The organism is Marinospirillum sp. (genome assembly GCF_035271045.1).
In the GTDB taxonomy this organism is placed as follows: Bacteria; Pseudomonadota; Gammaproteobacteria; order Pseudomonadales; family Halomonadaceae; genus Marinospirillum.
Genome location: NZ_DATESC010000008.1, coordinates 1 through 13,060, shown reverse-complemented (window position 1 = coordinate 13,060; position 13,060 = coordinate 1). Strand labels below are relative to the sequence as shown.

The following is a 13,060-nucleotide window of genomic DNA, read 5'->3' as shown; positions in this document are numbered from 1 at the left end:
ACCAATGATTAAAAAAATAGCCTTAGCCCTAATGCTAATCACCTTGCTGTTAGTGGCGGTTACTGCGTATTGGTTTCAGCAGCAGCTTAACCAACCCCTTAGGTTAGAAGCGCCGCGCTTATTGGATATTGCATCGGGCCGAACGTTTATCAGTTTGCTAAATCAGCTAGAACAAGAAGGTGTTATTGGTAGTAGCTTGCCCACCCGCATTTGGCTGCGCTTAACGGGTGATTCAGGCGTTATTCACACAGGTGAATACCAATTAACCGCGTCGTTAACGCTACCTCAGCTGTATAAAAAATTACAAGCCGGTGATCTGGTAACTTATCGGTTAACTTTAGTGGAAGGCTCTACATTTAAAGCCATGCGTGACAGCCTTGCTGCTGCTGAAAAATTAACCAAAACCACGAAAAGTTGGTCAGAAGCTGAAATAATGACTGCGCTAGGTATGCCTGACCAAGCGGCAGAAGGCTGGTTTTTCCCTGATACTTATACTTACAGCAAAGGTATGCAAGACCTAGATTTAATGCGCTTAGCGAATCGCACTATGCAACAATTACTTGCCGATGTTTGGGAGAATCGTGCCGCTGACTTGCCTTATAAAACGCCTTATGAAGCCTTAATTATGGCCTCTATTGTGGAACGTGAAACGGGTGTACCGCATGAGCGTGAAGCCATTGCTGGGGTTTTTGTGCGCCGTTTACAAAAAGGTATGCGCCTACAAACCGACCCCACGGTGATTTACGGTATGGATAAAAACTACCAAGGCAAAATCACCCGCAAAAATTTACGCGATCCCACACCTTGGAATACTTATGTGATTCGAGGCTTGCCAATTACCCCGATTGCTTTACCCAGTGCAGCAGCATTAAAAGCCACTGTTAATCCGGCTGCTGGCAACGCCTTGTATTTTGTTGCTAAAGGCGATGGCTCACATCAATTTTCTGCTAGCCTTGTAGAACACAATCAAGCAGTACAAAAATACCAACTACAGCGCCGTGCCGATTACCGCTCATCGCCAGCGCCGGTTGATGAAAAAAATAGCAGTGAATAGGATTGTAACCATGACTAACCAAGCTTTGACTATTAATCCTGCGTGCTTTATTACCTTAGAAGGCGGCGAAGGTGTGGGTAAAACCACCAATGTTAATTTTATTACTGCCCAACTTGATAATGCTGGTATTCCGTGGATAAAAACCCGTGAACCTGGTGGTACGCCGTTAGCGGAATCCATTCGTAACCTGCTGCTTGCCAACACGACTGAAACTACTGAAGCGCCTTGCCATTTAACCGAGCTGCTGCTGATGTTTGCCGGTCGTGCTCAACACCTAGACCAAGTGATTCGCCCAGCACTGGCTAAAGGCATTTGGGTAATTTGCGACCGTTTTACTGATGCTAGCTATGCTTATCAAGGTGGAGGGCGTGGGCAAAGTGAAGCGCTACTTGAGCAGCTTGAACAGTTGGTTCACAGCGATTTACAGCCTGATTTAACCCTATTGCTGGATATGCCGATTGAAGCGGCTTCAGCGCGTGTTGATAGCCGTGGTCAGCAGCGTGACCGTTTTGAACAAGAACAATGGGCGTTTTTTCAGCGGGTTCGAGATGCTTACCTGCAACGTGCCCATCAACACCCGTTACGCTTTCGTGTAGTCGACGCTGCACAAAGCTTGCCACAAGTGCAGCAGCAGGTGCTTGAGTATTTACAGCCTTTATTAGATAAAGCGTTAGGCGCATGAAGCCTTCCCAATCCATGCCTTGGCACGCAATTATTTGGCGACAATGGCAGCAGCAGATACAAGAGCGCCGCTTGCCCCATGCGTTGTTGCTAACCGGCTTGTCGGGTCTAGGTAAGCGCACTTTAGGCCGTGCTTTGGCGTATTTTGTGTTGTGCAGCAACCACCAAGGTTTGCAAGCGTGTGGTAAATGCCGTTCTTGTCGTTTTATTGAATCAGGCTTTCATCCTGACTTACACATCTTAGAACCCGAAGCCGAAGGCAAAGCAATTCGGGTGGATCAAGTGCGTGAAATGACCACTCAGGTGCAAAAAAGCGCCCAGTTGGGTGGTTACAAAGTGGTGATTATTTGGCCTGCTGAAGCTTTGAATATCAACGCTGCTAATGCGCTATTAAAAACGTTGGAAGAACCTGAACCTTTAACGCAATTTATTCTTGTAAGCGACCAACCTTCTAGCTTGCCTGCTACGCTGCGTAGTCGTTGCCAGATTTGGTCAGTTAAGCCGCCCAGTTTAGAACAAGGCAAAGCTTGGCTTAAACCACAATTAAGCCATGAACAAAATCCTGAAATGTTATTAAAAGCCGCTGGTGGTCGGCCGTTGCACGCGTTAAAACTGGCAACACCGGCGGCTGAAGAAAGGCGTTATTTATTAACCCAAGTGATGGAAGCTTTGGTCAGAGGTGCTGACCCCATTGAACAAGCCAGTAAGCTTAAAACTTTTCCTTTAAGTGCGTTATTAACCAGCTTACAGCGTTGGCTCGCCGACAGTCTTAGGTTTGGCGTGTTGGGTGAAATGGGTGTGCAAGATAGCCGGCAACTACCTTTGTATCGGCAGTTGTTTCAGCGTTTAGGGCAATACGGTATTTTACATTTAGAACAAGAATTACAAGGGATGCACGCCAAGCTAAATACGAATCCTAATGTTGATTTGTTTTTAGAAAACTTAATGATTAAGTTAATGCAGGAGCTAAGCCATGAGTGAATTAAGCAGCAATGCAATGCAGCCATTAACCTTAGTATTAGAAGACAAACCAGCGCTTAAAGCCCATTACCTACCTTTTTTAAAGCGTGGTGGTTTATTTGTGCCTACGCATCGCGCTCTGCGGCCTAATGAAGCGGTGCAATTTTATTTACAGCTTTTGGCTGCTGAACCCCTTTTGATTACCGGCACATTAGCTTGGCGTACACCGGTTGGCGCTCAGAATCAAAAAATCGCCGGTGTGGGTGTGCATTTTTCAGACGCTGATGCCGGTCTAAAAAATAAAATTGAAGCGCTATTAGCTGACTTACCCGATCACGATAAACCTAGTCATACGCTTTAAAATCCATAAAAAAGGCAGTAACCAATAAAATCGTTACTGCCCTAGTCATCACTGGCTTAGTGAATATTTACTTAAAGTTTTTACTAAAGCAGTATTCTTTTTTACCTTTCTCGCCTGTTCTTACGTGTAATACTGTTTTAGCGTTAGCATTACTAGAATCATTCTTTTTGTCTGAATTAGACAGCATATCCTTAATTACTGACTTCTTATATTCTTTGCCAGAATTTTTAACAATCTTGTTATCTTTCATCCAAGATTTTAGATTTTTAGCAGTAAAAACAGTGGGTAGTTCATTTTTCTTAACCGCTTTTTTAACCCTATCAATTAAAGGGCGCTTTTTATTTTTAGCCAGCTTGCTTTTTTTAGCAGCTAGTAAAGCTTTCTTTGCTTTTAACTCATTTTTTTTGGCTTTGATTAGTTTCTTTTTTTTGTCACTTGATGACATAATAAATACCTTTTTTGCAGATTTAAAAAAATTTAAACATAAAAAAAATCAGGTACACGATTAAGTGAGCCTGATTAGATAGATGCTTGATTTTTCATTGGATATCCCTTTTTTCTTTCTTGCAAGCGCTTCATACTACGCCATTAGAACCTCTAGTCTACCTAGACTTTAGTTGAATGTTTATTACTTTTTAAATAAGGAATTAGTATGTGGTTAGTTGATTCTCACTGCCATTTGGATATGTTAGAACTTGCAAAAACCAGCAGCGGTGAAGTCGCAGGTTTAGACGGTGTTTTAGCCGCAGCAAGACTGCGTGGTGTTAAGCATTTTTTGTGCATTAATGTTAACCCTTGGCACATTCAACAGCTACGCGAACTGACAGCACCTTTTGATGATGTCAGTTTAACGCTGGGTTTGCACCCGCTGCATAAGCCAGAGCAGCCGGTTAGTACCGAACAACTGATTGAATGGGGGCAAGCCGATGATATTATTGCGCTGGGCGAAACTGGCTTAGATTACCATTACGAAGGGCTAGAACCTGCGTTGCAGTTGGATTATTTTCAACGCCATTTGGATGCTGCTTTAGTGCTTAACAAGCCGGTTATTGTACATACCCGTGAAGCCAGCGAAGACACGTTAAAACTATTAAAGCCTTTTTGTGAACAAGGTGGGCAGGGCATTATTCATTGCTTTACTGAAAATTTAGACTTTGCTCGGCAGGTTGTTGGTATGGGTTTATACGTGTCTTTTTCTGGTATCGTTACTTTTCATTCCGCAGCAGCGCTGCGCGAAGTAGTAAAAGCGCTGCCTTTAGACCGGATGCTGCTTGAAACTGATGCCCCTTATTTAGCGCCAGTGCCTCACCGTGGCAAGCAAAATGAACCCGGTTATGTGCGAGATGTGTTGGAATTTATAGCTGATTTACGAGGTTTAGACCGCGAGTTTTTGGCGCAACAAACCACAGAAAACTTTTTTCGCTTATTTCCAAAAGCGCTGGCTAAAGCGGGTCAACAACAGGCTTCGCTTGCTTGAATGATAAAAGCCGTTTAATCTTGTGACCAAAACAATGATATGAGTCACTTTCTTAGGAGCAGATCATGGCTGAGTCACCGGTAGAAAAACAGGCGCGGCGCGTTAGAGAGTTTAAGCAGCGTGAAACGCGAATACTGGACATTGCACTAGAGCTGTTCTTGGAATTAGGTGAAGATAAAGTCACGGTTGAGATGATTGCTGAAAAAGTAAATATCGGCAAAGGCACTATTTATAAGCACTTTAGTACCAAAGCCGAGATTTTCTTGCGCTTAATGCTCAATTACGAACAAGAAATGGCACAATTATTTACCTTACCAGCCATCGCTGAAAATAAAGAATCGCTATCACGCGCTTATTTTGAATTTCGGATGCACCAACCCGACAAATACCTGCTGTTTAATCGTTTAGAAGAAAAATTGGTTAAAGCCAATGTTATTCCAGAAATGATTGAAGAATTACACCGTTTTCGCGCCAAAAACCTAGAAAGTTTGTCGGGTTTAATTACCGGACGTATGGACGAAGGTTTGTTAGAAGATGTACCACCATATTTTCATTATTGCGCTTCTTGGGCGTTTGTACATGGCGCAGCGGTTTTGTACCAATCAGAATTTTTTCAAGATGTGATTCAAGATAAAGACGAATTTTTTCGTTTTATGATGGATATTGGCGTGCGCTTAGGCAATCGTGGTCAGCGTGGGCGTAAATCTAGCCCAGACATTTCGTTATCAAAAGCTAAGCCTTAATATGCCCTGTTCTAATGTTTCTAATAGTGGTGTTTTATTACAATTTGCTTCACGCATTGCGGTGAATGCGGGTGAAAAAAACTTGCCACCACTGCACCTTTGGCAACCGCAAAAAATTGTGGATATTGACCTAAGCATCGACCACCAAGGTCAATGGTTTCATCAAGGCGATCCTTTTATTCGTACCGAACTGGTGCGGCTATTTTCTACGCTGCTGCGTTTAGAGGCGGATGGCAACTATTACTTGATTACGCCTAATGAGAAAGTTTTGGTGAAAGTGGCTGAAGTGCCTTTTTTAATCGTTGCAGCAGACGTAACCACGCAAGCAGATAAGCCAGTTATTCAATTAGCAACCAATGTCAGCGATACGTTTACCTTAGACACTGAGCACCCGTTGCGCGTGATTACCCAAGCCAATGGCGAGCCACGCCCTTATGTGTTGGTACGCGATGGGTTAGAAGCGCGTATTTTGCCGCAGGTATTTTATCAGCTAGTCGAGTTGGCGCAAATGCGTGAAGAGCACCAGCAAACCTGCTTGTATTTAACTTCTGCTGGCGCTGAGTTTCAGCTAGGTTGCTTTGATTAATGCCCAAACGTTTGTTTAAAAAAAATCTAACTCAAGAGCAACAGGCGGTTATTAGCCACCAGCAAGGTCATGCTAGAGTTCGTGCCGTTGCGGGTTCGGGCAAAACCACTACGCTGGTGGAAAGGGTCATTCACTTGCTGCGCCAAGGTACGCCTGCCAAACGGGTGTTGGTGGTGATGTATAACCGTGCTGCGCGTGAAGATTTCGTTAGTAAGCTACAAAACCGTGCTGCTGAAGTTCAGGTAAACGAAGGCATAGTGCTGCAACTGCCCGATGTGCGTACTTTTCATTCGTTAGGCCACCGTTTAACGCAAACTTTTTGCCGTTGGGGTGTATTAAAACCACACAAATTGCAGCAAGAAGAATGGATGATTGACCGCTTAACCCGTTTAGCTCTGACGCAACTGGCCGAACAAGCGCTTGTACCCTTGGCTGAACAAGGCGATGAATTACAAGCTTGGTTAGAAGACGATGCTTTAGATGCGTTTAAAAACTTTTGTACGTTGGTAAAAAGTGGTTTAAGCCCTGCCCATATAGTGTTTGAAGCCTTAGATGCCTCGCCTGCTCAGAAATATTTTTTGCACGCTTTCGAGCAGTTAGAAAGCATTTTGCAAGCGCAGCGCCTGATGTTTTTTGATGACCTTTTATGGCGACCCTTAAAAGTATTGGCTAAGCAGCCAGAATTATTAAACCGCTTACAAGGTTTTTTAGATTACTTGATTGTTGATGAATACCAAGACATTAACGAAGTACAACAGGCACTACTAAAAGCCTTAGCCGGTGAAGCGCAAGTAATGGTAGTGGGCGATATTGACCAATGCATTTATGAATGGCGCGGTGCTAAGCCTGAGTATATGTTGCGCCGTTTTCAGCAAGATTTTAAACAGGTTCAAGATTACCCGCTAACGCATACCTTTCGTTTTGGGCACAGCCTTGCTTTGGCGGCTAATCAAACCATTATCCATAATAAAGAGCGCCCTGAACAAATCACGTTAGCTACTAAAAATGCTTACCCAACTTTGTTGCAGCAAGGGCAGGGCAGTGCTTGGTTGCTAGAAGAATTTGCCACTTGGCAGGTAAAACACTCAACAGGCAGCGCGGCTATTTTAGTACGCAGCTGGGCGCAAAGTTTAGACGTGCAGTTAGAATTATTAAAAAACCACCAGCCGTTTCAATTAGCACGGCAAGAACACTTTATCTTTAATCGCCCACAAATTCGCGGCTTATTGGCTTATGCACGTTTGGCGTTAAACAGCCAAGCCGGAATGCAAATTAATTATCAGCACCCCGATGCTCAACAAGATTTTTACCAACTACTAAGCTTTCCAACCTTGTATTTAAAAGAAGCGGAACGCCAAAGCTTGTTGCAAGGCAGAATACAAAGCGATTCAGCATTAATGGCAGCGATGGATGCTTTGTCAAAACATAAAAGAAATCAGGTGGCTAAGCGACTTGAACTATTAGAAAAATTGGCTAAATATGCTAAGCAGCTGAACCCGCTAGGCTTTATGCAACTAACGCTACGTGAAACCGATGCCCTAGAAAAAATACGCAAAACTGCCCCCAGCAAAGAAAGCGGCGAAGAAGCGTTGCGCTTGATCGAAGGTTTAAGACGTTATGCCGAAAAAAGCACCACCAGCGATTTAGGCGAATGGATCAACCAATTAGAACAAGCGCAGCAAGAAGGCCAAACCCAAACCGCGATAAAAGAAACTGCTCAACTAATGATTTTAACCGTCCATGCTGCCAAGGGTTTGGAATGGGATTGGGTGGGTATCTATGGCTTGAACGAAGGCGACTTTCCTTACACTTCAGGCTTTAGGGGCTTAACCACCGCCGAAGAAGAAGCCGAAAGGCGTTTATTCTACGTTGCCATTACCCGTGCCAAACACAGCCTAGTGCTGGCGCGAAGTGAAAATGCTATGCAACCCAGCCGCTTTTTAGAAGAAGCTGCGTTACAAGATGCTAGCTTACTGGCAGCGCTGCTGCACGAACCACCTAACCCGCTACCAGCCAGTATGAAAGCACAGCACCCTGAATTGCTTAAACATTACTGGCAAGCGGTGAGTGATTTACCGCCACCTCTTTTTTCTGCTTATCAATGTCAAGCAATTAAAACTAAACCCAGCAAAAAAGAACCAAGTTTTCTTAGCAAGTTATTTGCTAACGGCTAATTTTTTCTTTTTTTTTATAAAGAACTTAGCCGTTTTAAATTGTCACAAATCACCGCTGCTGCAATACCAACATTTAATGATTCTGCTGCACCAAAAGCTGGAATCGTAATTTTACGCGTAACCAGCGCCGCCAATTCAGCACTAATGCCCTGTGCTTCACTGCCTAATAAAATTACACCACCTTGTGGGTTGGGCTGTAAATTGTGAATGGATTCACCGTCTAAATAAGCACCTAACACTGCTGTATTGGCTGATAAAGTTGCAAAAAAATCAGGTAGCGGCTGATAAACAACTGCAACGCGCAAAAAAGAACCTTTAGAAGCAGTAATTACTTTAGGATTATAAACCTCAGCCGTAGTCGGCGAACACATCACTTGTTGAATGCCATACCAATCAGCAATGCGTAACACACTACCTAAATTACCCGGGTCGTTAATGCCATCTAATGCAAGGATCCAAGTGTTGGAATCAAGGTGTAAATCAGGCGCTTGCCTAGGCATAGCAACCACCGCCAAAGCCGCGCTATTACTGACCAGCGTGCTAACTGAAGTCAGTTCTTCTGCCGAACATTCCACTAAAGTAACGCCTGATTGTTTAATTAAACCTTTATAAGCATTAATAAACGCAGCCGTGGCATAAAGGCTTTGCACCTGCCAATCACTAGCAGCTAACAACTCAGCCACCACCTTTTCACCTTCCACCAAAAATAAACCCTGTTCACGGCGCGTTTTTTTACGGTGTAAAGCACGAAGATTTTTAGCCTGATTTTTACTAAGCATAAGGTATCCAAAAAATACGAGAAGGGTAGGTAGTATACTGAAATATCGCTAAAAAACTCCCAAGGTATCTAAGGGACTGGCTGTGCCAGCAAAGTGCTGCCCGATAACATGCGTATAAATTTGGGTGGTTTTTACGTCTGAGTGTCCCAGTAACTCTTGTACTGTGCGAATATCACGCCCTGCTTGTAAAAGATGTGTAGCAAAAGAATGGCGAAAAGTGTGGCAAGTAACACGCTTATTAACGATACCTGCTTTATACACTGCTGTTTTTAATGCTTTTCGAGCCACTGAATCGTGTAAGTGATGGCGACACAACTTACCAGTCACTGGATGATTGCACCAAGTAGTAGAAGGAAAAACAAACATCCAAGCTGGCTGCCGGTAGGCTGATGGATACTTTCGATCTAAAGCAAAAGGCATGGATGGGCCAATAGCTTGAGCATTATCTGAAACCTGAACAGTAATGGCTTTTTTAATTAATTGCTCGATTGCAGGTTTTAAGCTGAGAGGAAGCAAAGTATTTCGGCTTTTACCACCCTTACCATCATGAATAGAAACACAACCATGATCAAAATCGAAATCTTTAACTCTTAATCTCAAGCATTCATTAATACGTAAGCCACCACCGTACAGCAGTGAAAATAGAGTACGGTTACGTTCCTCCAAAACTTGCAAGATACGCTGCACCTCATAGATAGAAAGCACCGTCGGTAAATTCCTAGGTTTACTGGCTGGAATGAAGTCAATATCCCCCATTGGCTGCTCTAAAAATTTGTTATATAAAAATGCCAGCGCATTCAAAGCAATTTTCTGCGTATTTATTGCTACGTGCTTATTATTGGCTAGGTAGGATAAGAACTGTTGTACTTCTGGACTACCTAAGTTCTGAGGATGCTGTTTTTTATGGAATAAAATAAAGTATTTAATCCAGTATAAATAAGTTTTTTCAGTTTTAAGTGCATAACCTTTTTGACGCATATCCATGCGTATGGAATTTAAAAATGGACTTTTCAGCATAAGAATTCCTTTTTTTTAAAAACTGGTTATTTGTACAGTCTATTCTAGTTGGGGTTTTGAAATATGCTTGTTTAAAACCTTGATCTTGCTCAATATTCTGCTGGTTTTTTATTTAAAACTATAAAAATCAAAAGTTTGGGGTTTTGGTTGGTAAAATAGTGTGCGTACTATTAGCAGGATAGGCGGCGTGGTTGATTGTTACCAAAGGCTAGCTTGTTTTTACTGGTAAAATCTTTAGTATTCAGAGTTATGTATTAATTTTGAGTAGATGAGCTCAAGCAGCAAAATGAGCACGCCTACTAATACGCTGTTATGCAAAATAAGGAGTTCAGAGTAAGTGGCAATTTTTGATCTGTTTTCGAAAAGGCAGAAGGCTTTAAGAGGTGACGTGCCTGACGTATATACGTATGGTGATTTGCCAAATGCTCTTAGAGTCCAGATAGTGCATATTTGGGCTGACTCTATTGGTAGTGAACAAAGCTATTATGATTATACACATGGATATAATGTTAAGTCGGCATATAAGTTTATCGTTGATACATTGTGCCGTGAGTATGGTTTGTTTCAACTGCCAACCGCTGAAAAGTACAATGATCGAATGTACCTGAAAGAACTGGCAAATTTTCTTCTTCAAGAAGATGATGCTGAACGCCAGTTGGACATCGTTGAACTGAGTTTCAGGTACATTGATCAACTAACAAGAGAGTATTACTTGGGTCGCAATAACGCATCTAAAGTTGCAGATAATGCCATAAATGAACTCAATGATCGTTTCAAGGAGCACGGTGTCGGTTTTCAGTTTGTTGAAGGTGAAATTGTCAGAGTGGACTCTGAGTTAATTCATGTTGAAGCAGTCAAGCCGGCACTAAGATTACTGAACGAAAAAAATTATCATGGTGCGCAACAGGAATTTCTAAGTGCTTATGAGCATTACCGTCACGGAAAAAACAAAGAAGCTCTAAATGACTGTTTAAAGTCTTTTGAAAGTACCATGAAGGCTATCTGTGATAAACGTAAATGGCCTTATCAACCAAACGCTACTGCTAAAGCCTTAATTCAGATCTGTTTTGATAATGATCTAGTCCCTTCTTTTTGGCAGCAACAGCTTAGCTCCTTACGCAGCATGTTGGAAAGTAGCATTCCTACTGGCAGAAATAAATTAAGCGGGCATGGTCAAGGAACAACTCCCACCATGGTGCCAGATTACCTGGTTGCATACATGCTTCATATGACAGCATCAACATTGGTTTTTTTGACCACCGCAGAGAAAGAAATTGCATAACAAGGCGCGGCAATTCGCACCCTGCGGGTGCCGGACGCTCGCAAGCTCGCGCCGTTGCGCTTCGCGTTATAATTTATCAACCAAATAGGTGCAACGAATGACAAAAAAACAAAAATTATGTTTCGTCATTATGGGGTTTGGGAAAAAAACAGACCTATCTACAGGTAAGACACTAGATCTTGATAAAACATATAAAAATATTATTAAACCCGCAGTTGAAAAAGCAGGGGTTCAGTGCGTTAGGGCTGATGAAATTCAAGACTCTGGCTTAATAGATAAAAGTATGTATGCGTTGCTAATGCATGCAGATTTAGTTGTAGCAGACATATCTACATATAACCCAAATGCAATATATGAATTAGGTATTCGACATGCCGTTAGACCCTATTCAACAATAATTATAAAAGAGCAAGAAGGCTCTATTCCATTTGATCTTAACCACAACCGTATTTTTCACTACGTTCACTTAGGTGATGATATTGGGGTCGATGAAGCTGAACGGTGCAAGGAAGCATTAGTTGAAATGATCGAATCAATACTAAAAAATAAAGTAATTGATAGTCCTCTTTATGACTACATACAAGATATTGAGCCCCCTAAATTAACACAAAAAGAATATCAAAGAATCATTGGTGATTTATCTGAAAGAGAAGAAAGTATCTTTGCTATTTCTGAACGGGCCAAGCATTTTATGGAGGGTTCTAATTTTATCGAAGCTGCTCGATTATGGGAAAAGGCTGAAAGCTTAGTTCCAAATGAAGCATATTTTACTCAGCAACATGCCTTAGCCAAGTACAAATCTAAAAATCCTACAGTAATTTCATCTTTAACCGATGCTCTTCAAATAATTGAAAAACTAGATCCAGATAATGAAACAAACGATCCAGAAACTCTTGGGCTTACTGGAGCTATATATAAGCGTATGTGGCATGCAACAAATGATGCTGAGTGTTTGAAACGCGCTATACATTATTACGGTAAGGGATTTAAAATTCGTCGCGATTATTATAATGGTGAAAATTACGCTCTTTGTTTAAATCTTGCCGCGAGTATTGAAGTAGATCTAGATGAAAAAACTTTCTATAAAATTTCAGCCAAAAAGGCGAGACAAGAGATTTTGGAGATTTTGTCCCACTTATCTGAGGAAGAAGAAAGTTCTCAATCAATAAATAAGTGGCCTTACGCAACACTCGCCAATTGTTATTTTGGCCTTGGTGATGTAAATAGTGGAATGAAATATGAAAAAATTTACCTAGCTCTGGTTACATCAGACTGGGAAAAAGAAACATATTTTGAAGGCAAAGAAATATTAACTAAATTAATCAATGGATAAATGAAAATGGCTAAAGAATACAAGATATTTATAAGTCACTCTTGGCAATATACAGATACGTTAGAATCACTAAGAAATCTAATTAATGCAAGATCGCATTTTAGCGCCACATACGAAGAATCCACGAAGGATAAGCCAATAAACTCTGAAGATGAAAGCTATGTCAAGACGAGGTTGGCACAAAAAATTGGTAACTCAGACATAGTATTGGCATTAGCGGGCGTGTATGCAAGCCATAGCTCCTGGATTGAATGGGAGCTAGATAAAGCTATTGAGTTAGATATCCCCATTGTTGGTGTAATTCCAAGTGGACAGGAAAGAATATCAACTATTGTGTCTTCACGATCAATAGTTGATGTTCGTTGGAATACTGAAAGTATAATTGCTGCAATCAGGAAACATGCCAAGTAAATTATAACAAGGCGCTGCACACGGATAAATTACTCGCTGCGCTCCTAATTTACCGGTGAGCGCGGCGTTAACTCTTTTCAGCACTTGTCTTGAGTGATCCATTGGATTATTCTATTGGATATGCTGACTACAATTACTGAACTTCCAGAATATATTAAACGGGCAGATGCTCTGCTCACTGATATTGAGCGTAAGACTCTTA

14 protein-coding genes are annotated in these 13,060 nt (G+C 41.9%); 11 read left to right on the top strand and 3 right to left on the bottom strand.

Translation table 11 applies throughout. The features are described from left to right. Positions 1–4 precede the first annotated feature (4 nt). From mltG to VJY63_RS03975, 4 genes are read left to right on the top strand one after another with little or no spacing between them, the layout of a single operon-like run. Positions 5–1,054 (top strand): endolytic transglycosylase MltG, encoded by a 1,050-nt coding sequence (gene mltG, locus VJY63_RS03990; RefSeq protein ID WP_324048460.1) that lies wholly within the window; start codon positions 5–7, stop codon positions 1,052–1,054. 10 nt (positions 1,055–1,064) lie between these two features. After that, a complete protein-coding gene (gene tmk / locus VJY63_RS03985; RefSeq protein ID WP_324048459.1) occupies positions 1,065–1,736 on the top strand; it encodes a dTMP kinase in 672 nt (223 codons plus the stop codon). Further along, the gene (locus VJY63_RS03980; protein WP_324048458.1) at positions 1,733–2,716 is read left to right on the top strand and encodes a DNA polymerase III subunit delta'; all 984 of its coding nucleotides are present in this window, start codon (positions 1,733–1,735) and stop codon (positions 2,714–2,716) included. The genes tmk and VJY63_RS03980 overlap by 4 nt, the downstream gene beginning before the upstream one ends. Continuing rightward, positions 2,709–3,056: a PilZ domain-containing protein gene (locus tag VJY63_RS03975; protein ID WP_324048457.1), complete on the top strand. Its 348-nt coding sequence runs from the start codon at positions 2,709–2,711 to the stop codon at positions 3,054–3,056. The genes VJY63_RS03980 and VJY63_RS03975 overlap by 8 nt, the downstream gene beginning before the upstream one ends. 67 nt (positions 3,057–3,123) lie before the next feature. On the opposite strand, the gene VJY63_RS03970 is transcribed toward VJY63_RS03975, so the two are convergent. Further along, positions 3,124–3,501 (bottom strand): hypothetical protein, encoded by a 378-nt coding sequence (locus tag VJY63_RS03970; RefSeq protein WP_324048456.1) that lies wholly within the window; start codon positions 3,499–3,501, stop codon positions 3,124–3,126. Positions 3,502–3,708: 207 nt separating this feature from the next. On the opposite strand from VJY63_RS03970, the gene VJY63_RS03965 reads away from it, so the two are divergent. From VJY63_RS03965 to VJY63_RS03950, 4 genes are all read left to right on the top strand, one after another. After that, positions 3,709–4,533 (top strand): TatD family hydrolase, encoded by an 825-nt coding sequence (locus VJY63_RS03965; RefSeq protein ID WP_324048455.1) that lies wholly within the window; start codon positions 3,709–3,711, stop codon positions 4,531–4,533. Positions 4,534–4,598: 65 nt separating this feature from the next. Beyond that, the gene (locus tag VJY63_RS03960) at positions 4,599–5,276 is read left to right on the top strand and encodes a TetR/AcrR family transcriptional regulator (RefSeq protein ID WP_324048454.1); all 678 of its coding nucleotides are present in this window, start codon (positions 4,599–4,601) and stop codon (positions 5,274–5,276) included. Position 5,277: 1 nt separating this feature from the next. After that, entirely contained in the window at positions 5,278–5,862 is a 585-nt protein-coding gene (locus tag VJY63_RS03955) for a DUF1285 domain-containing protein (RefSeq protein ID WP_324048453.1), read from the top strand. Then, positions 5,862–8,036, top strand: coding sequence for an ATP-dependent helicase (locus VJY63_RS03950; protein WP_324048452.1), 2,175 nt, complete (start codon positions 5,862–5,864; stop codon positions 8,034–8,036). Before VJY63_RS03955 ends, VJY63_RS03950 begins: the two co-directional genes overlap by 1 nt. A gap of 14 nt (positions 8,037–8,050) precedes the next feature. Here the strand turns inward: VJY63_RS03950 and VJY63_RS03945 are convergent, their stop codons facing one another. Continuing rightward, the gene (locus VJY63_RS03945) at positions 8,051–8,815 is read right to left on the bottom strand and encodes an RNA methyltransferase (RefSeq protein ID WP_324048451.1); all 765 of its coding nucleotides are present in this window, start codon (positions 8,813–8,815) and stop codon (positions 8,051–8,053) included. A gap of 48 nt (positions 8,816–8,863) precedes the next feature. Next, the gene (locus VJY63_RS03940) at positions 8,864–9,832 is read right to left on the bottom strand and encodes an integron integrase (RefSeq protein ID WP_324048450.1); all 969 of its coding nucleotides are present in this window, start codon (positions 9,830–9,832) and stop codon (positions 8,864–8,866) included. 337 nt (positions 9,833–10,169) lie between these two features. Between VJY63_RS03940 and VJY63_RS03935 the strand changes: the two genes are divergently transcribed. The 3 genes from VJY63_RS03935 (at position 10,170) to VJY63_RS03925 (ending at position 12,858) form a co-directional block, all read left to right on the top strand. Then, entirely contained in the window at positions 10,170–11,114 is a 945-nt protein-coding gene (locus VJY63_RS03935) for an STM4504/CBY_0614 family protein (RefSeq protein WP_324048449.1), read from the top strand. Between the two features lie 97 nt (positions 11,115–11,211). After that, the gene (locus tag VJY63_RS03930; protein ID WP_151183413.1) at positions 11,212–12,447 is read left to right on the top strand and encodes a TRAFs-binding domain-containing protein; all 1,236 of its coding nucleotides are present in this window, start codon (positions 11,212–11,214) and stop codon (positions 12,445–12,447) included. A 6-nt stretch (positions 12,448–12,453) separates the two neighbouring features. Then, positions 12,454–12,858 (top strand): TIR domain-containing protein, encoded by a 405-nt coding sequence (locus VJY63_RS03925; RefSeq protein ID WP_324048448.1) that lies wholly within the window; start codon positions 12,454–12,456, stop codon positions 12,856–12,858. Positions 12,859–13,060: the final 202 nt, after the last annotated feature.